Origin of the sequence: Streptomyces sp. NPDC001903, assembly GCF_042891345.1 — a bacterium.
Classification (GTDB): Bacteria; Actinomycetota; Actinomycetes; order Streptomycetales; family Streptomycetaceae; genus Streptomyces.
Map to the genome: position 1 here is coordinate 438837 of NZ_JBIASZ010000001.1, position 17018 is coordinate 455854.

Genomic DNA, 17018 nt, shown 5'->3' on the forward strand with positions numbered 1-17018 from the left:
GGTCAGCGACGCCTGCCGTGCACGAAGTACACCCGCCGCACGTCCTTCACCCCGCGCGGCGGCACCTGGTCCGGCCACCTCCCGAAGTCGGCCCCCGGCTCGCCCGGCTGGACGGCGCGCACCTCGAACCCGTACCGCTCGAACAAGGCCTCCGGCTCGTCGGTGCCGAACACCCACGGGCACCCCCAGCCCGCGAACACGTCCAGCAGGCCGCGCATGTGGGGGAGGGTCAGGGCGGCCCGGTTGACGATGTCGGCGGCGATCCGGCTGCCGGGCGCGGAGATCGCGGCGACCCGCTCCAGCATGCGGCGCGCGTCGGCCTCGGGGATGTAGTAGAGCAGTCCCTCCAGCAGCCACGCCGAGGGGACGGCGGGGTCGTAGCCGGAGGCGACGAGGCGCTCCTCCCAGTCGTCGGCGGTGAGGTCGACGGCGACCGTACGGTGGTCGACCCGGGGCTGCGCTCCCCGCAGCCGCTCGGCCTTGAAGTCGAGCACCGCCGGGCGGTCGACCTCGAAGTAGCGGATGTGCCCGGGCCACGGGAGCCGGTAGGCGCGCGAGTCCATGCCGGCCGGGGCCAGCACGAGCTGGGTCGTCCCCGGGTCCTGGGCCGCCTCCTGGAGCAGGTCGTCGAAGAACCGGGTGCGGATGGCGTTGTAGTCCGGGGTGCTGGGCAGGGTGCGCGGCCGGTCGGGCGGGAACGTCGCCGCCCGGATCTCGGCGAGCAGTTCCGGGCCCGCCTCGCCGACCAGCCCGGCGGCGTACGGGTCCTCGTACAGCCGGTCCTCGCGGCGGGTCTCGGCGGCCCGCAGGGCGGCGGTGAGCAGGGCGGTCCGTTCGACGGGGTTGAGCACGGGCATGGTGGCTCCTTGTACGGGGGTGCGGGTGCCGGACGGCCGACGTGGGGAGGGGCGGGGGAGCGGGGTCAGGCGAGCGGGGCGCGGGGGTCGCGGGTCAGGCGCTCCCAGAGGGCGTCGTCCTGGCGGAAGAGCCGGTCCTTGACCTGGGTCGGGCGGATGCCCGTGCCGACCGCCTCGTGCCAGTCGCGGTCGAAGGCCTCGGCGTCCAGCAGGCGCACGGCCGGGGCGGCCAGCCGCCCGGCCGCCCGGGCCCGCCCGTACCCGGCGGACTGCGCCGCGAGGGAGCGGTCCAGGGCGGCGGTGAAACGTACGGTCTCGGCCGCCTGCCAGGGGCTGCGCGGGGCGACGGCGAAGACGTAGCGGGGGGCGCCGGGCCCGGTGGGGCCGGCCGCCGGCTCCACCCGGCACGCCACGTTGCGCAGCGCGAGCCCGCCGGAGCCCAGGGCCGCGTGCAGGGCCCGGACCACCTCCGCGTCCCGCAGCCGCTCGCCGGCCGCGTCGGACCGGCCGCCCCGGCCGGCGTACTCCAGCCGCGGGACCCCGCCGGGCAGGTCCACCACCCGGACCACGTCGCCGACGGCGTACCGGTACAGCCCGCCGACGTGGCTGAAGATCACGTGGTAGTCCCGGCCGGCTTCGAGCTCGTGCGGCAGCAGGGTGGCGCAGTCGGGGGCCAGGTCCTGCTCGGCCGGCACGAACTCGTACACCGACGCCGACGCGACGAGGCTGCCGGCCGACGGGTGCCGGTCCAGCGCCACACCGACCGGGCCCTCCGAGGCGGCCACCGGCGCCGGCAGCACCGTGACGCCGGCACCGAACTCCTCCCGCAGGGCGGGCAGGTACAGCGAGGCCACGCCGGTCGTCCAGCAGAAGAGCGCCCGCAGCCCGGGCCACACCTGCGCGGGCCGCACGGTGCCGAAGTACTCCGCGAGGTGTTCGAGCTCGGCGGCCCGCTCGGGGTCCGGCGCCCGGTGCGGCAGACCGCCGAGGGTGCCGTCCCGGACCTCCTTCACGATCCGCGGCCACCACAGGTTCAGCTGGTACGGCACGGCGGCGACCATCGCCGGGTTGATGCCGATCAGCGCCCGCAGATCGCTCTGCACCGCCAGCCGCAGCCGCAGGTACGCCCGCTCCAGGTGGTCGCCGGGCTCGGTCGATGCCGGGAGCCTCGCCCACGGTGCGCCCGTGCCGGGCTCGGCCGAGAGGGGTTCGCCGAAGCGGGCGCCGAAGTCCACCTGGCTGGCGCCGACATGGGGCCGGCCGTCGCCCGTGGTGGGCGGGGCGCTCAGCGGGTCGTGCTTGAGGTTGAGGACGGCGTCGGGCCGCTCCAGCACGTCGGGGAAGTGCTCGATCAGCGGGGCCCAGGCGGCGAAGTAGAACGGCATGAAGGTCGTCCGCATGAAGCGCGGGGTGACCGGCACCTTCTTGTGGGCTCCGGTGCTGCCGCTGCTGGTGAAGTAGACGGCGGGCGCGTCGGCCGACAGCAGGTTCCGCTCCCCGGCGGCCGTCCGCTCGATGAGGTCGGCGTGGTCGGCGTAGTCGCGTACGGGGACGGCCTCGCGGAAGTCGTCCACCGTCAGGACCCGGCCGAGGCCGTGCCGCCTGCCGAACCGGGTGGAGGCGTTGAAGCCCACCAGATCGGTGAGGGCGCGCTGCTGCGCGCCGCGCAGGTCGGCGTGGTCGGCGGCCAGCCGCTCGCGCGCGGCGAACACGCGCTCGCGGTAGCGGCCGGCATGGCCGGGGGCGTGCCAGACGGAATCGGCGTTCACGGGGTCAGCACCTCCCGTACGGCTTCGGCCGCCCGGTCGGCGTCGGGCTGCTGCGCCAGCATCGTGACCGGGACCTCCCGCACCTCCTCCAGCAGGAGCTTGCGCAGGTTCCGCTGGTAGCGCTCGAACTCCGCCCAGCTGCCGTCCTGCCCGTCGTACTCCAGGGCGTTGAGCCGCGCGCCGTCCCCGCGGCGGCGCCAGGCGGACTCGGGGGAGACGTCGAGGAAGACCACCCCGCAGGGCTGCGGGAAGGAGCGCCACCAGGTGTACATCGCGCGGTCCTGCACCCCGGCCATCCGGCACTTCGCCAGGATCTTGTAGTAGTACGAGTCCACCAGCACCGGCACCCCGGGATCCGCGTCCCGCACCTGGTCCCGGAGGTGGACCACGGCCGTCTGGAGCACGCTGGCCATGAAGTCCGCGGAGTAGGCGGAGCCGAGACCCGGCAGCAGGTGCTCGTGGACGTCCCGGCGCAGCCGGGGGATCAGGGCGTGCTCGGGGGCGACGAACGCGCTGTCCGTCGACACCATCCGCCACTCGGGCAGCATCGACACCAGACGCCGCATGACCGAGGACTTGCCGGCCCCGTCGGGGCCGAGCAGGACGTGGAACCGGGGCCCGCTCATCGCGCGGCGATCGTCGCGGGGCGCAGGGCCGCCAGGCGGGCCCGCAGTTCGGGGTCCTCGCCCACGGCCACCGGATGCCCCACGAGTTCGAGCATCGGCAGGTCGGAGACGTGGTCCCCGTACGCGAAGCAGTCGCGCGGGTCGACGGAGGGCCGCTCCGCCAGGTGCGCGAGCACCGCGGCGCGTTTGCCCTCGCCGATGACCGGGGTGGCGACCTCGCCGGTGTAGAGGCCGTCCCGGATCAGCGGGCGGGTGCACAGGACCGTTTCCGCACCCAGCTCGCGCGCCAGCGGCTCCAGGAGGGGCGGGAACGAGCCCGAGACCAGGACCAGGGGGGCGCCGGCGGCCCGGTGCCCGTGCAGGGCACGGCGCGTGGAGTCGATGTAGAAGCCGCGGGTGGAGGCGGTGCGTTCGGTGAACCAGTCGTCCGCCAGCCGTGCGACCGTCTCCACGGACTCGCCCGCGTAGTGGCTGTAGTAGAAGCGGTTGATCTCGGAGCGGGGGGCGCCGTCGGCGGCCCGCCGGCCGATCACCGCCGTGATCCGCTCGTACTCCTCCTCGCCGGCCGCGCCGTGCCGGCGCACCAGCTGGTAGTGGAGGAAGTCGAACATGCTCTTGACGGTGATCAGCGTCTCGTCGACGTCGCTGAAGACGATGTAGGGCCGGTTCGTCCCGGACAGGGACGCGCGGACGTACTCGGCCATGTAGCCGGGCAGGTGGTCCGTCATGACGCGGGCACCTCCGCTCGGGCCTCGGCCCGGGCCTGCGCACGGACTCCCGCCCGCGCCGGAGCCGCGGCCTCGGCGGCGGCGGCCGCCGTGGCCAGAGCCACCCCGTCCTGCAGGGACCGCTGCGCGGCCCGCGTCTCCTTGGCGTGGGAGACCTGGGTGTCGAAGGCGGTGAACCGGACCTCCATGCCCGCGGTCTCCGACCCGCCCTGGCTCACGGAGAGTTCGCAGTGGAAGGTCATCCGGGTGCGGTGCGGGGTGCGGTGGGCGAGGACGCGGCAGCGCACCACCGCGGGGAGCGGGAAGAGGAAGTTGCGGTACCGGGTCGCGAAGGAGTCGATGACGAAGTAGCTGCTCCCGACCGCCTCGGGCGGCAGGTAGAACTGCTCGGCCACCGCTATGAACATCTGCCGGCCTGCCTCGGTGGCCAGCATCCCCTGCATGTGCTGTCCTGTGAGGTGGTCGGACATCACCTCGTTGTCCCCGTCGACGAGCAGGTCCGCCTCGTACCAGTCCTCGCCGACCGGACGGGGTGCGGAGATCAGCACGTTCTCGGGACGGTGCTTGTGGGCGATCTCCCGGCCGGCGCGGGTGTGCAGGGCCTGGTCGTCGATGACGACCAGCTCCGTCAGCCCGCGCCGGGCCAGGGTGTCGCGTACGTACTGGACGTCGAACAGGGAGACGCCCTGCCCCACGCTCACGCGGACCCCGCCGGCGCGGTCGGCGCCTTCGGGGAACGTCCCGTTCCTGATCAGGCGGGCCAGCTGCGAGACGGTGAACACGCCTTCGTGGTGGGCGAACTCGGCGAACACGTCGCCCACGAGGAACAGCGTGCCGGGCTTGGCATCGGTGGCCTGGGACGACTCATGGGGCAGGGGCACGGACATGGCTTCGACCTTTCCTGTTCGGGTGGTGGAGGGGGTCACGTCATTCGGTCAGGCGCCGGCTCAGCACCGGGAACTCCGGGTCGCTGCCCAGGGCGCCGCCCTCCGTCCAGCGGTTGCGCGGCACCTCCTGGACGTAGACCGTGATCTTGTCCAGGGGTGCTCCGGTGACCTTCCTGACGGTCCGGGTCAGCTCCTCCATGAGCTCCCGGCACTGGGCGTCGTCCTGGCCGTCCCAGGTGGTGACGGAGATGATGGGCATGGGCGGGACCTCTCAGGGTGTGGTGCGCAGGTCCTGGAAGGACGGGCCGCGCAGTTTGAGGTGGGCGTGGATGTCCCCGCCGAGGCCGAACTCCCCGATGGCGCCGCCGTAGCTGCGCTGGTAGCTCATCCACAGCACGACGACGTTGATGATCCGGTTGGCGCCCGGCAGCTCCGGGTCCGGGAAGGGGTCCGGCATCGTGGCGTGGTAGCGGCCGGAGCCGTCCGCGTCGGTGACGAAGACGTTCGGCACCCCGAGCGGGCCCGGCCGGGTGGGGCCGGCCGGATCCAGGTCGCGGGCGCGCAGCGACATCACGGTGTAGACGCTGTCCGGCACGAGGCGGGAGAAGTCGAAGTCGAAGGTCCCGGACCGGCCGTCCGGGGTGACCGCGACCTCCAGGGTCCCGCTCGCCTCCATCCAGCGGCCGAAGGTCACCGGCTCGACGACCTTGGGCCCGTCCTGCGCACGCAGGTCCGGGATCGGCACCTCGTGGAAGGCGTGGCTCGGCCGCCGGACCCGGTCGGCGTCCGGCCGTTGCTCCGGCGCGAACACCATGGGGTAGTTGTTGCAGGGCAGCGGCAGCGGCAGTGTGTGGAGCACGAGGTCCCGGTCCGCCCCGCCCGGGTCGGTGTCGAGCTCGCGCACCACCGTGTACGGGGCGAGCCGGCCGAACTCGGGAACCGGACTGGCGGGTGAGACCACGGCCGCGCCCCACTCGGGCGCGGTCCCGCCGTCGGCGGCGGGCCGGTTGATCACGCCCACCACCACGAAGTCGCCCGCGCCGTCCATGACCTCGCTCGGCGGGTACAGCGGACCCTGGGTCGTGACGGAGAGCTCGTACGACTCCCGGCGGTTCGGGGTCGCGGCCGGGCGGGCCGCCGTACGGGTCGCCGGGCGGGCCGCCGTACCGGTCTCAGACATCGGCGCGCTTGTAGACGCGGGTGTACAGGCCGCTCTCGCCGCCCACGATGTAGCGGTCGCCCGCCTGGCGGACGATCTCCTGGTACTCCGGCGAGGTGAAGACGGCCTGGTAGTCGGCCGGTTCGACCTCGAAACCGGACACGAACATCACGCCCGGCTGCGAGCTGATCAGCGAGTGGTAGGCGAGGAACGTCTTCACCTCGTCCGCGCGCCGGACGACGTCGAAGATGGTGTTCTCGCGCCACTCGCGGTACGCCGCGTACTCGCGGGGCTTCACCTCGATGTAGCGCAGCTGGACGTACGGGGTCTGCGGCACCGGGTCGGCGGTGTCCTTGGGGGCCTCGACGAACTCCAGGAGGTGGCGCCGGAAGTCCGTGACGAGGTCATCCGAAACGGCCTCCCACAGCTGCTTCCAGCCCGCGTTCAGGCCGTCCAGCTCGGAGAGCTCCTTGACCGGCGTGATCTCCAGGACGTTGCCGTCGTCGGCGCTGACGTACAGCGCGCGGCCGGCCACCGGCTCCTTCCGGTGCAGCCGGCTCCACTCGGCGAGGACCTGGTCCAGCCGACCGGGGGCCACGGCGACTTCATTGAGGACGAGCAGGGTGGAAGACATGGGTGTGCCCTTTCATGAATACGTGAATGCGGGAAATGTGTGTGTGGGGGAATTCCGGGGGAGGTGCCGGGGGAGAGGGGAAACGCGTCAGGAGACGGTGACGCCCTTGGCCGCGATCACGGCGGCCGCCTCGGCGACGGTCTGCTCCGGGACGAGTTCGCCCATCTCGATCTCGACGCCGAATGTCTTCTGCAAGCGCAGTGCCAGTTCTTCCAGCAGCAGGGAATCGATCTCCATCGCCTCGAACGTGGTGTCCGGCGTGACGTCCGCCGTCTGCACGTCCAGCTCGCCCAGGACCGTGATCACCCGGCTGACGATCGAAACATCCATGAGAATCCTCCGTGAATCACTTGGAACGCCGACTTTCGCGTTGCGGGATCGGAGCTGGTGAATTCAGCGGATCGAATTTCCTCCGCGTCCCACGGATTCATCATGGGATCCGGGAACGGGTGGAGGAAGTGTCTCCTGATCATGGTGGTGCGAACACCACCGGCAGGGGAATCAGGCGGCCTCGGCATGGCAGCCGGCCAACTCGCGCGGCCGCACGGCCGATTCCGCACCGGGCCGGGCCACATACAGGGTCAGCAGGGATTCGGGGCTCTCCGGCACGCTCATCACCACGCGGTCGAAGACCCGCACCCCGGCCTGCGGGATCGCGATCCTGCGCCGGCTCTGGTTGGGGCCGACCACCTCGTGACAGTCCCACAGCGTGGCGAAGCGCGGACTGCGCTCGCTCAGCCGCTCGGCGATCCGGCCGAATTCCCGGTCCTCCGGGAAGCGGGCCGACTGCGCCCGGAACTGGGCGACCAGACCCCGCCCCACCTCGTCCGCCTCCGGGTACTTCTCGCGCGTCGACGGCTCGGTGAAGAACTTCAGCACGCAGTTGTCGCCGCGGGCCTCGATGCGGAACAGCGAGCGGGCCGAACGGCTGGCCAGTTCGATGCGCCCGTACCGGTCGGTGATGTACGCCGGATTGCGCGACCACCCCTCGACGAGCGCGTTCATCCGCGCGTACTCGCTGTCCCACCGGCGGCCCGCCGTCGGCTGCGGCGGATTGTGGCCGGCCAGCCGGTAGAAGTACGTGCGCTCCGCGTCCCCGAGCCGCAGCGCATTGCTGACCGCGTTCACGATGCCCTCGGAGACGTTGATGTCCCGCCCCTGTTCGAGCCAGGTGTACCAGGACACCCCGACCCCGGCCAGAGCCGCGACCTCCTCGCGCCGCAGCCCCGGCGTACGTCTGCGCTCCACGTACACCAGGCCGACTTCCTCCGGCGTGATCTGCTCCCTGCGCGCCCGCAGGAAATGCCGCAGCCGCGTCCGCCGTAAAAGTCCCGATACCGGAGGGGAAGCAGTCTTCTGCATTCCTCGACCTCTTTCTCTGTCCGATTTCTCTGTCCGACTGAAGGAAATCCCGGTGGATCGCGCCCGGCCGGCAGGCCCCACCGGTGGTGGTGGCACCACCCCGTTCGACAGACACTCCCTCCCGCCGCAACGGCCCGCCACACTGGCGGCATGTTCCACACAGCGGCGAACATCCCGGCTGCCACGGCGGCGGGTACGGCGGAGAGCATCCCGGCGAAGAACGAATCGGCCCGGCTGCGCCTGTTCTGCTTCCACCACGCGGGCGGCAGCGCCTGGTCCTTCTCGGGCTGGGGGCAGTGGCTCGGCCGCGGCGTGGAGGTGGTGCCGGTGTCCATGCCTCCCAGGTCGGCGCCCGCGACCGGCGTCCCCGGTGCCGTCAGCACGATGGACGACCTCGTACGCGAGGTGACAAGTCAGCTGACCCCCTTCCTCGACGAGCCGTACGCCTTCTACGGACACAGCATGGGAGCGCTGGTCTCCTACGGCGTGGCACAGCGGCACATCGCCGCCGGAAGGCGCCCGCCCGCCTGTTTCGTGGCCGGGGCCCACCGGGCGCCGCATGTCCAGGCTGCGCCCGACCTGACCGTAGGGCTCTCGGATCGAGCCTCCCTTGAGCTGCTGTTGGGTCTGGGTGGAGCCGGACGGCTGCTGCGGGAGAACCCCGTACGGATGAAGACCGTGGTGGAACGGCTCCGCGAGGACCTGCGGGTATGCGGTACCTACCGGCATCCGCAAGCCGGCCACCGGCCGCTGCCCTGCCCCGTCCACGTACTGCTGGGCAGCAGCGACCCGCTGGTGCCCGCGGCGGACGCCGAGGCGTGGCGCGCGCACACGAGCGGACCCTTCTCCTTCCGCACCCTCCCGGGGGGCCACTTCTTCAACCGGGAGCACAAGGACCTGTTCTTCGCCGAGTTGGGGCGCATCCTCGGGACGGCCGAAAACCACACGGTGTGATTCCCGCCGCTGACACCGCGTGGCGGTGTGACCTACCTTCGGGCGGTATGGACGCCATGCCGTTAGGGACCGACCGGACCGACCACCACGACCGCGACGACCGCGGCGACCGCGCTGACCGCGCCGACCGTACGAAGAAGAAGCGCACCGAGCTGGCGCACTTCCTGCGGAGCCGCCGAGCGGCACTCTCCCCCGGGGACGTCGGACTGGCGACGGCCGCCCGGCGCGCCCGGGTCGGGCTCCGCCGCGAGGAGGTCGCGGTCCTGGCCGGGGTGAGCGCGTCGTGGTACGCCTGGCTGGAACAGGGCCGCCCCATCAAGGTCTCGGACGGGATACTCGACGCGATCAGCCGCGCCCTGCGCTTCAGCGAGAGCGAGCGGGTGCACCTGTACCGGCTCGCGGACGCCAACCCGCCGCTGCCGCTGTCGGCTCCCGACCTCCCGGATTCCGGCCTCTTCCAACGGCTGGTCGACACCCAGCTGTCGGGGCCCGCGTGCGTCATCGACCGGTACTGGGAGGTGCTCGCGGTCAACGAACCGGCCGCCGAGGTGCTGCGCCTGGGCCGCGACGGCAACGACAACTTCCTGACCAGCCTGTTCACCGGATCCCACGGCGAGCGGTACCTGAACCGGCCGCAGCTGGCCCGCCGGATGACGGCCCGTTTCCGCCTGCAGTCCTCCTACGGTGCCGACGATCCCCGGTACGAGGAGATCGCCGACGAACTGGCCGAGAGGGACTCGCGGTTCGCCGAGCTGTGGGAGCGCCACGAGGTCGAGGAGTTCGCGCCGACGACCGTGGAGGTGGACCGTCCCGGCGAGGGGCGGGTCCCCTTCGTGCTCTTCACCATGGACCTGGACGAGGCCGCCCGCACCCGCCTCCTGGTGTACCTCCCGCCGGGCGCCGCCGGGCCCGTGTCGGCCTGGTCGTAGGGGGACCGCGGGGAGGGTGGTGGTCCCACCACCACCGGTGGCGCGCTCTGGCTGGGTTCCGGCCGCCGCCGCAGACTCGTCGGGTGGCCGGCCCCCGAGCGGAGAGCGGCCCGTTCCACCGTGCCCGGTAGCGGCGTCCCGCACCGGCGACTATGGAGGCCTCCCTTGACTCATGCGACCGATGCGACCGATGCCACCGATGCGTCGGGCCGCGGCCGGACGGCGGTCCTCGCCGGGCTCGGGACGTACGTCCCGCCCCGCGTCGTGACCAACGAGGAGCTGTCCCGGACCATGGACACCTCGGACGAGTGGATCCGCACCCGCACGGGCATCACCCGGCGGCACTGGGCCGACCCGGGGACCGCCACCGGCGACCTCGCCGTGGCGGCGGGCGAGCGGGCGCTGAAGTCGGCCGGCTCCGGGGAGGCCGACCTGGTGGTGCTCGCCACGACCACTCCGGACCACCCGTGCCCGGCGACGGCTCCCGAAGTCGCCTCCCGGCTGGGCCTGGAGGGCGTGCCCGCGTACGACGTGGCCGCGGTGTGCAGCGGCTTCGTCTACGGACTCGCCTCCGCCGCGGGCGCCATCGCCGCCGGCATCGCGGAGCGCGTCCTGGTCATCGGGGCGGAGACCTACTCGACGATCCTCAACCCGCAGGACCGCACCACGTCGGTCATCTTCGGCGACGGCGCCGGAGCCGTGGTGCTCCGGGCCGGCGACCCCACCGAGCCCGGTGCGCTGCTGGGGTACGACCTGGGCAGTGACGGCTCGCTGAAGGACCTGATCATCGTCCCGGGCGGCGGCTCGCGGCAGCGCTCGGCCGCCGCCGCGCCCGGCGCGCCCGAACCGGACCCCGCCGACGCGTACTTCGCCATGCAGGGCAAGTCGGTGTTCCGGCACGCCGTGACCCGTATGGCGGCCTCCTCCCGGGCCATGCTCGACCGCGCCGGATGGGCGGCGGAGTCGGTGGACTGGTTCGTGGGCCACCAGGCGAACGTACGGATCCTGCACGCCGTGGCCGACCAGCTCGGCATGGCGAGGGAACGGACGGTCGTCAACCTCGACCGCGTCGGCAACACCTCGGCCGCCTCCATCCCGCTGGCCCTGTCCGACGCCGTCGCCGCCGGCCAGGTCACTCCGGGCGACCGGGTGCTGATAAGCGCCTTCGGCGGTGGCGTGACCTGGGGCTCGACCGCCCTGGTCTGGCCCGAGATCACCGCGTACTGAAACGACCAACCCCCAGAGTCGGCCGCCGGTCACCGTGACCGGCGGCCGACGCCGTACGTACGGAAAACACGGAGCGAGGAGATCCCCATGAACATCGGCATCCTGGGCGCGGGCAACATCGGGCGCCCGCTCGGCCGGCACTGGGTGGCCGCCGGTCACCGCGTGACCTTCGGTTCCCGGGACCCGGGCCGGCTGGCGTCCTTCGTCGAACCGCTGGGCGGCCGGGCACGCGCCGCGGCGTACGCCGACGCGGTCGGGGCGAGCGACGTCGTCCTGCTGTCCGTCCCGCATCCGGCCCTCGACGGTCTGCTGGAGCAGCTGGCGGGCACGTTGGCCGGGAAGACCGTGATCGACGCGACCAGCCCGATCGGCGTCTCGGACGACGGACTGTTCGTCTCGGTGCTCGGGCCGGGCACCACCCGGGGGAGCAGGACCGCCGAGCTGCTGCCCGACAGCCCGCTCGCCCGCGCGTTCTGCCACTTCCCGGACGAGCTGCTGTGGTCGCGCGGCACCCTGCAGCGGCACTTCTGGGGCATGGGCACCGCGTCCGACGACCCCGGCGCCCGGCGGCTCACCGAGACCCTGGTGCACGACGCCGGCTTCGTACCGGTCCACATCGGCGGGCTGGCGCAGTCGGCCGCCCTGGATCCCGGCGGCGCGCTCTTCGGCCACGTGTCCACGGCCGCGGGCCTGCGCGCCGCGGCCGGCCTCTGACCCGCGCACCCCACGCACGCCGGGACCGCCTGGTCCCCCCGGCCGCGGCCGGGGGGACCAGGCGGTCCCGTTCCTCGTGCGCGTACGGTCACCCGGTGGGGGCGGAGCCGACCCTTTCGCCCGCGCCCCGGACCGCCAGGGGCCGCGGCTCGGCGGCGGGGGGCGCGGCCGCCACGAGCTTCTTCCTCGGGTTCGACCAGCGCCGGGTGATCGGCCGCTCGACCAGGGTGAACAGCGCCCACGAGGCCAGGATCGCGACGGCCATGGCCAGCGCCATCAGCCCGACGGCCGCCGCGTTCGAGTAGGCGTGGCTGCCGAGCAGCTTCCACACCGCGACCATCACCGTGTAGTGCACCAGGTAGAAGGCGAAGGAGATGTCGCCGAGCCAGACCATCACGCGGTTGCGGAAGGGCGTGAACCGGCCCTCGTCGTCCGCGATGGCGCCGGCCGCGATGAGCAGGGCGGCGGGGATGACGCAGACCGCGCGCGTCGAGTAGATCGGCGGAGTGAAGTAGCCGAGGACGAAGGCGGCGGCGAGCAGGACGCCCGACCAGACCATGCCGATGTTGCGCCAGCGGCCCGCCATCACCGAACGGGCCACGAGGATGCCGAGGGCGAAGTCCAGCACCCGGGGCAGCGGCAGGATGTAGGAGAAGAAGTACTGGTTGACCGAGGTGTCGGGCTCGGTGGCCATCATCGCCCCGGCCGGCACCAGCAGGGTCGACAGCAGCGGGGTCGCGATGATGCCGGCGACGGCGCCGACGACCCAGAAGTTCAGCCGGTGGGCCGGGATCTTCTTGATCCAGTGGAGCAGGACGGGGAAGAGGAGGTAGAAGACCGCCTCGACGCCCAGTGACCAACCGGCCGGGTTCACCCCGAAGTTGATCGCGAAGTCCGGGTACCAGACCTGGACCATGAACAGGTTGAGCAGGCCGATCGTCATGTCCGTGATGGGCGCCGCGAACACCAGCATGGCCAGCGCCCAGGCGATCACGTAGTTCGGGACGATCTTGAGGAAGCGCCGGCGCCAGAAGCGCGGCGCGGTATCGGTGTCCCGGGCCGACCAGGTCAGTACGAAGCCGCTCAGCACGAAGAAGAACGTGACGCCGACGGCGCCGACGTGGGCCACGGCGTCGTAGTACGTGGTGACGGCCGAGCTGCTGCTCAGCCAGGGCACGCCGAGGAAGGCCAGGAGTGCCGCGTGGTACAGGAACACCACGAAGGCGGCGGGAAAGCGCAACCCGGTCAGCGTGTCGAGGCGGGTCACCCGGGTACGCATTCTGTCCGTCGACACGATGCTGCTCCTTCAGAAGAGGGATGCTGGGAAAGACGCCAGGAAAGCTACCCGAGCCGCGGCCCAATTGCCTGGGCGTGCTTATCCAGTTGGTGCCACCACCAGCACTTGCAGGCACTTCATCCCCGGGTGCGGGCGCGGAAGAATTCCACCGACGGAACTCTCCGCTTTTGAAATACGGGCGTCATCGCATGGCGCCGTTTCGCGTTTCGCGCATATTCCTCGACCCGGGAGCGACCATGTCCACCAGCGTGACCAGCGGCACCAGTGTGACCAACAGCAGCAGCACGACGCCCCCGGCGGCGCAGCCGCCGAGCCCCGCGGCCGCCGCCCCACCGGGCTCGGCCTGGCGGTCCTGGCTGGCCGTGGTCGGACTGGCCCTCGGCGTCTTCTCGTTCGTCACCACGGAGACCCTGCCCATCGGCCTGCTGCCGTCCATCGCCGAGGGCACGAAGGTCTCGCTCGGCTCGGCGGGCTTCCTCGTCACGGGCTTCGCGGTGCTCGCCGCGGTGACCGCCGCACCCCTGACCGCGCTCACCGGACGCGTGGACCGCAAGTGGCTGCTCGTCGCCCTGATGGTCCTCTACGTCGCCGGCAACTTCATGGCCGCCGCCGTCTCCGGCTACGCGCTGCTCCTGACCGCCCGCCTCATCGTGGCCCTGGCGCACGGGGTGTTCTGGTCCATCGCCGTGTCGATCGCCGTACGGCTGGTCCCCGAGCGGCACGCCGTCCGCGCGACCTCGGTGGTCCTCGGCGGCATCTCCCTCGCCTCCGTCGCCGGCACCCCGCTGGGCACCGCGGTGGGCCAGTCCGCTGGCTGGCACGCGGCCTTCGTGTGCGCCGGCTTCCTCGGCTTCCTCGTCCTCGCGGCGAGCCTGCTGTTCATGCCCGCCCTGCCCGCGAAGGGCAGCGGCAGCCTCGCCGCGCTGCTGCACGTACTGCGCCACCGCGCCCTGCGCGTCGCGGTCGGCGTCACCGCGCTGATCATGAGCGGCCACTTCCTCGCCTTCACGTACGTGGCCCCCTTCCTGCAGGAGGTGACCGGCGTCCGGGCCTCCCTCATCGGCGTGCTGCTCCTGGTCTTCGGCGCGGCCGGACTGGCGGGGAACTTCGCGGCCGGCGCCGTCGTGGGCCGGGCCCTGCGGACGAGCATCATCGGCTGCACCGGTCTCCTGGCCGTGGTCATGGCGGTGCTGTACGCGGGCGGGGCGAGCGGCCCGCTCGTCATCACGATGCTGGTGTGCTGGGGCGTGCTCTACGCGGCGCTGCCCGTCGCCCTGCAGACCTGGGTCATGCGGCTCGTCCCCGAGGAGAGCGAAGCCGCCTCGTCCCTGTACGTCGCCGCCTTCAACGGGGCCATCGGCGTCGGCTCGTTCATCGGCGGCCTGATCATCGACTCCAACGGCCCGCGCCTGGCGATGGCCGTGGCCGGCGCCTTCGCACTCGCCGCGATGCTGGTGACCGCCGTTTTCGGCCGGACCGGGGGAGGGGCCCCGCGGTCCGCCCGTTCCTGACCACGACGCGTCCGCCCCTTCCGACCGGGCCCGTGTGAGGGGCCCTTGGGGACGGTGTGAGGAATTCACAGTGGCCGTATGGCACACGGCCTGTCGTGAGGCTCGGGCGCGCGGCCATACTCGTGAAACCCTCCGCCCGGCTAGAGAGGTGCAACATGCGGTATACGACCGGGGGTGTCCAGACCTTCCATCTCTGGTCGCTGTCCGAGGACGTGATCGTCGATCAGGGGGCCGGCGGCGACGTACTCCTGCTCACCAGCCGCTGGGGCCAGGACCGGCTCGACCGGCCCAGCCCGGCGGTGCGCGAGGTGCTGCGCCGGATGGAGCTCGGGCCGGTGCTGCTGGCCAATGCCCTGAGCGAACCCGAGGAGCAGTGCCCCTTCACGCTCCCGGCGCTCAGCAAGCTGTCGCACCTCGTGGTGCGCACCCTCGGAGTGGACGACCTGAAGGGGCCGCTGCTGTCCGTGGTCCCGCTCTCCTCGGCGGCCTCGTTCGTCCTGATCAGGCCGGCCGGTGAGCGCCGCGTATGCCTGCCCCGGCACGTCGCGTTCACCGTGCCGGAGTCGGGCACCGGATGCGTCCTGGAGTCCGACCGCTCCCCGCACCGTGTCGTCCTGCACCGGCAGGAGGCGGCGTGGGTGGCGATGACGCTCGCGTGGCCGACCACGCTCACCGCGGTCTCGGCGGCGCTGCCGCTGCCGCCGCAGGTGACCGAGGACATCGTCGGCTACCTGGCGGCCGCCGGGCTGGTCACTTCCGTGGACGAGCCCGCGTAGGGGTTCTGCGGCTGTGCGGCTGTGCGGCTGTGCGGCTGTACGGCTGTACGGCTCAAGGGACGCTTGGGTTCCGGCCGAGTTCCCGTCCAGACGGTTTCAAGCCACTTGACCGATAGTGCGGCGCATGCAGCGGGAAAATCCCGTAACCGACTCGACGGAGTGGCCCTCATGCTGGACACGGATACCTTCCGCAAGGTCTTCGGTTCGTTTCCGACCCCTGTCGCGATCGTCACCGCACTCGGCGTGGACGGCGAACCGGCCGGCTTCACCTGCAACGCGTTCTCCGCCGTGTCCGCGGCGCCGCCCCTGCTCCTGCTGTGCGTGGGCAAGGGGTCCAGGACCCTCCCCGCGATCCTCGCCTCCGGGGTGTTCGCCATGAACTTCGTGGCCCACCACGGCCGGGACACGGCCCTGGCCTTCGCCGGGAAGGGGGAGCGCAAGTTCGACGCCGTGACGTGGCGCCGCGGAATGGCGGGGGTCCCCGTACTCACCGAGGACGCGGTGGCCTACGCCGGCTGCACGCTCGTGGAGACGGTGGAGGCGGGCGACCACCTGCTGCTCATCGGGCGGATCGACGAGAGCGAGACCTTCCCGGGCACGGCCGCCCTGTATCAGCAGGGCGCGTTCGGCACGTGGGAGCCGGACCGCCGACTGGCCGTGCAGCACTGACCGCGGCAACGGCGAAGCTCCTGGCGGACACGGTGTCCGCCAGGAGCTTCGTCGTTCGTACGGCGCGGCCGTATCGCCTCGTGGGGGGCGGCGCAGGCTAGGCCGAGAGTGCATGCAGGGTGGAGGAAGGGGCCTGCAGGCCGGTGTCGTTGGCCAGGATGGCCTGGTGCAGCCGCTGGAGCCGCGGGGACGGTTCGACCCCCAGCTCGCTGATGAGCGCGTGGCGCAGCGACTGGAAGGCGTCGAGCGCACGCCAGGGGTGCCCGGCCCGGTACAGGGCCGTCATCAGCTGGGCGGACAGGGTCTCGTGCAGCGGCTGCCGGCTCACGAGCATGCGCAGCTCGCCGAGGATCTCCGCGTGCCGGCCGAGGCTGAGGTCGGCTTCGAGGCGCATCTCCAGCGCCCAGTCGCGTTCCTCCTGCATCCCGATGACCTCGGTGGCGAGGACCTCCCCGACCGGTACGTCGGTGAGGGCCGGGCCGCGCCACAGGTCCAGGGCGCGGCCGAGCTGCTCGGAGGCCGCCCCCGGGTCGTTCTCGGCCATGGTGCGGCCGCCGGCGCGCACCAGCTGCTGGAACGTCAGCAGGTCGAGGGAGAATTCCTCGGGAGCGAGCCGGTAGCCCCCGTAACAGGTCGCCAGTACGTCCTTGGCGCTCCGGCCGGATTGCTGCTGCACGCCGGCCTGCGTGAGCTTCCGGCGTAATTGGAGGATGTAGGTCTGGAGCGTGGTGGCGGCACTGCGGGGAATTTCGTTCCCCCACAATTCGGCCATCAGCGTTTCCACTTGTACGACGCGTCCCGCGCGGATGGCGAGCAATGCCAGGATCTGGCGGGGTTTTCCGGCGGTCGGTGCGATGGACATGCCGTGCATACGGGCTTCGAGCGGTCCGAGAACTCCGAATTCCATGGACTCAGCATC

At 72.2% G+C, this 17018-nt stretch carries 19 protein-coding genes; 7 read left to right on the forward strand and 12 right to left on the reverse strand.

Annotation, left to right across the window (positions count from 1 at the left end):
* Nucleotides 1-2 precede the first annotated feature (2 nt).
* From ACFYZS_RS02035 to ACFYZS_RS02080, 10 genes are all read right to left on the reverse strand, one after another.
* The gene (locus ACFYZS_RS02035) at nt 3-857 is read right to left on the reverse strand and encodes a class I SAM-dependent methyltransferase (protein ID WP_389005803.1); all 855 of its coding nucleotides are present in this window, start codon (nt 855-857) and stop codon (nt 3-5) included.
* A 65-nt stretch (nt 858-922) separates the two neighbouring features.
* Complete coding sequence (locus tag ACFYZS_RS02040; protein ID WP_389005805.1) at nt 923-2626, reverse strand: GH3 auxin-responsive promoter family protein; 1704 nt, start codon at nt 2624-2626, stop codon at nt 923-925.
* On the reverse strand, nt 2623-3252 hold the full coding sequence (locus tag ACFYZS_RS02045; protein WP_389005807.1) for a hypothetical protein: 630 nt from the start codon (nt 3250-3252) through the stop codon (nt 2623-2625). The genes ACFYZS_RS02040 and ACFYZS_RS02045 overlap by 4 nt, the downstream gene beginning before the upstream one ends.
* A complete protein-coding gene (locus ACFYZS_RS02050; RefSeq protein WP_389005809.1) occupies nt 3249-3980 on the reverse strand; it encodes an HAD family hydrolase in 732 nt (243 codons plus the stop codon). Before ACFYZS_RS02050 ends, ACFYZS_RS02045 begins: the two co-directional genes overlap by 4 nt.
* Complete coding sequence (locus tag ACFYZS_RS02055; RefSeq protein ID WP_389005811.1) at nt 3977-4867, reverse strand: AfsA-related hotdog domain-containing protein; 891 nt, start codon at nt 4865-4867, stop codon at nt 3977-3979. The genes ACFYZS_RS02050 and ACFYZS_RS02055 overlap by 4 nt, the downstream gene beginning before the upstream one ends.
* Before the next feature lie 40 nt (nt 4868-4907).
* Nucleotides 4908-5126, reverse strand: a complete 219-nt coding sequence (locus ACFYZS_RS02060; RefSeq protein ID WP_030857091.1) for a tautomerase family protein — start codon at nt 5124-5126, stop codon at nt 4908-4910.
* A 12-nt stretch (nt 5127-5138) separates the two neighbouring features.
* A complete protein-coding gene (locus ACFYZS_RS02065; RefSeq protein WP_389005813.1) occupies nt 5139-6047 on the reverse strand; it encodes a hypothetical protein in 909 nt (302 codons plus the stop codon).
* Nucleotides 6040-6660: a hypothetical protein gene (locus tag ACFYZS_RS02070; protein WP_389005815.1), complete on the reverse strand. Its 621-nt coding sequence runs from the start codon at nt 6658-6660 to the stop codon at nt 6040-6042. The genes ACFYZS_RS02065 and ACFYZS_RS02070 overlap by 8 nt, the downstream gene beginning before the upstream one ends.
* Before the next feature lie 87 nt (nt 6661-6747).
* On the reverse strand, nt 6748-6990 hold the full coding sequence (locus ACFYZS_RS02075; protein WP_389005817.1) for a phosphopantetheine-binding protein: 243 nt from the start codon (nt 6988-6990) through the stop codon (nt 6748-6750).
* Nucleotides 6991-7161: 171 nt separating this feature from the next.
* Nucleotides 7162-8022 (reverse strand): helix-turn-helix transcriptional regulator, encoded by an 861-nt coding sequence (locus tag ACFYZS_RS02080; RefSeq protein ID WP_389005819.1) that lies wholly within the window; start codon nt 8020-8022, stop codon nt 7162-7164.
* Nucleotides 8023-8172: 150 nt separating this feature from the next.
* On the opposite strand from ACFYZS_RS02080, the gene ACFYZS_RS02085 reads away from it, so the two are divergent.
* The 4 genes from ACFYZS_RS02085 (at nt 8173) to ACFYZS_RS02100 (ending at nt 11846) form a co-directional block, all read left to right on the forward strand.
* Nucleotides 8173-8976: a thioesterase II family protein gene (locus ACFYZS_RS02085; RefSeq protein ID WP_389005821.1), complete on the forward strand. Its 804-nt coding sequence runs from the start codon at nt 8173-8175 to the stop codon at nt 8974-8976.
* 56 nt (nt 8977-9032) lie between these two features.
* The gene (locus ACFYZS_RS02090; RefSeq protein WP_389005823.1) at nt 9033-9905 is read left to right on the forward strand and encodes a helix-turn-helix transcriptional regulator; all 873 of its coding nucleotides are present in this window, start codon (nt 9033-9035) and stop codon (nt 9903-9905) included.
* A 165-nt stretch (nt 9906-10070) separates the two neighbouring features.
* On the forward strand, nt 10071-11132 hold the full coding sequence (locus tag ACFYZS_RS02095; protein WP_389005825.1) for a beta-ketoacyl-ACP synthase III: 1062 nt from the start codon (nt 10071-10073) through the stop codon (nt 11130-11132).
* Nucleotides 11133-11219: 87 nt separating this feature from the next.
* The gene (locus tag ACFYZS_RS02100) at nt 11220-11846 is read left to right on the forward strand and encodes an NADPH-dependent F420 reductase (protein ID WP_389005827.1); all 627 of its coding nucleotides are present in this window, start codon (nt 11220-11222) and stop codon (nt 11844-11846) included.
* An 88-nt stretch (nt 11847-11934) separates the two neighbouring features.
* On the opposite strand, the gene ACFYZS_RS02105 is transcribed toward ACFYZS_RS02100, so the two are convergent.
* On the reverse strand, nt 11935-13140 hold the full coding sequence (locus ACFYZS_RS02105) for an acyltransferase family protein (RefSeq protein WP_389005829.1): 1206 nt from the start codon (nt 13138-13140) through the stop codon (nt 11935-11937).
* A 239-nt stretch (nt 13141-13379) separates the two neighbouring features.
* Here ACFYZS_RS02105 and ACFYZS_RS02110 point away from each other — a divergent pair, with 239 nt between their 5' ends.
* The 3 genes from ACFYZS_RS02110 to ACFYZS_RS02120 all read left to right on the forward strand — a co-directional run bounded on the left by ACFYZS_RS02110 (nt 13380) and on the right by ACFYZS_RS02120 (nt 16099).
* Nucleotides 13380-14654 (forward strand): MFS transporter, encoded by a 1275-nt coding sequence (locus ACFYZS_RS02110; RefSeq protein WP_389005831.1) that lies wholly within the window; start codon nt 13380-13382, stop codon nt 14652-14654.
* Nucleotides 14655-14809: 155 nt separating this feature from the next.
* Complete coding sequence (locus ACFYZS_RS02115; protein ID WP_389005833.1) at nt 14810-15430, forward strand: NADH oxidase; 621 nt, start codon at nt 14810-14812, stop codon at nt 15428-15430.
* A 168-nt stretch (nt 15431-15598) separates the two neighbouring features.
* On the forward strand, nt 15599-16099 hold the full coding sequence (locus tag ACFYZS_RS02120) for a flavin reductase family protein (RefSeq protein WP_389005835.1): 501 nt from the start codon (nt 15599-15601) through the stop codon (nt 16097-16099).
* Nucleotides 16100-16196: 97 nt separating this feature from the next.
* Here ACFYZS_RS02120 and ACFYZS_RS02125 read toward each other — a convergent pair whose 3' ends face one another.
* Nucleotides 16197-17006 (reverse strand): BTAD domain-containing putative transcriptional regulator, encoded by an 810-nt coding sequence (locus ACFYZS_RS02125; protein WP_389005837.1) that lies wholly within the window; start codon nt 17004-17006, stop codon nt 16197-16199.
* Between the last annotated feature and the right edge of the window lie 12 nt (nt 17007-17018).

Coding starts and splice junctions, on each gene's coding strand:
- ACFYZS_RS02035 (WP_389005803.1), bottom strand. CDS start 857: ATGCCCGTGCTCAACCCCGTCGAACGGACCGCCCTGCTCACCGCCGCC.
- ACFYZS_RS02045 (WP_389005807.1), bottom strand. CDS start 3,252: ATGAGCGGGCCCCGGTTCCACGTCCTGCTCGGCCCCGACGGGGCCGGC.
- ACFYZS_RS02050 (WP_389005809.1), bottom strand. CDS start 3,980: ATGACGGACCACCTGCCCGGCTACATGGCCGAGTACGTCCGCGCGTCC.
- ACFYZS_RS02055 (WP_389005811.1), bottom strand. CDS start 4,867: ATGTCCGTGCCCCTGCCCCATGAGTCGTCCCAGGCCACCGATGCCAAG.
- ACFYZS_RS02060 (WP_030857091.1), bottom strand. CDS start 5,126: ATGCCCATCATCTCCGTCACCACCTGGGACGGCCAGGACGACGCCCAG.
- ACFYZS_RS02065 (WP_389005813.1), bottom strand. CDS start 6,047: ATGTCTGAGACCGGTACGGCGGCCCGCCCGGCGACCCGTACGGCGGCC.
- ACFYZS_RS02070 (WP_389005815.1), bottom strand. CDS start 6,660: ATGTCTTCCACCCTGCTCGTCCTCAATGAAGTCGCCGTGGCCCCCGGT.
- ACFYZS_RS02075 (WP_389005817.1), bottom strand. CDS start 6,990: ATGGATGTTTCGATCGTCAGCCGGGTGATCACGGTCCTGGGCGAGCTG.
- ACFYZS_RS02080 (WP_389005819.1), bottom strand. CDS start 8,022: ATGCAGAAGACTGCTTCCCCTCCGGTATCGGGACTTTTACGGCGGACG.
- ACFYZS_RS02085 (WP_389005821.1), top strand. CDS start 8,173: ATGTTCCACACAGCGGCGAACATCCCGGCTGCCACGGCGGCGGGTACG.
- ACFYZS_RS02090 (WP_389005823.1), top strand. CDS start 9,033: ATGCCGTTAGGGACCGACCGGACCGACCACCACGACCGCGACGACCGC.
- ACFYZS_RS02100 (WP_389005827.1), top strand. CDS start 11,220: ATGAACATCGGCATCCTGGGCGCGGGCAACATCGGGCGCCCGCTCGGC.
- ACFYZS_RS02110 (WP_389005831.1), top strand. CDS start 13,380: ATGTCCACCAGCGTGACCAGCGGCACCAGTGTGACCAACAGCAGCAGC.
- ACFYZS_RS02115 (WP_389005833.1), top strand. CDS start 14,810: ATGCGGTATACGACCGGGGGTGTCCAGACCTTCCATCTCTGGTCGCTG.
- ACFYZS_RS02120 (WP_389005835.1), top strand. CDS start 15,599: ATGCTGGACACGGATACCTTCCGCAAGGTCTTCGGTTCGTTTCCGACC.
- ACFYZS_RS02125 (WP_389005837.1), bottom strand. CDS start 17,006: ATGGAATTCGGAGTTCTCGGACCGCTCGAAGCCCGTATGCACGGCATG.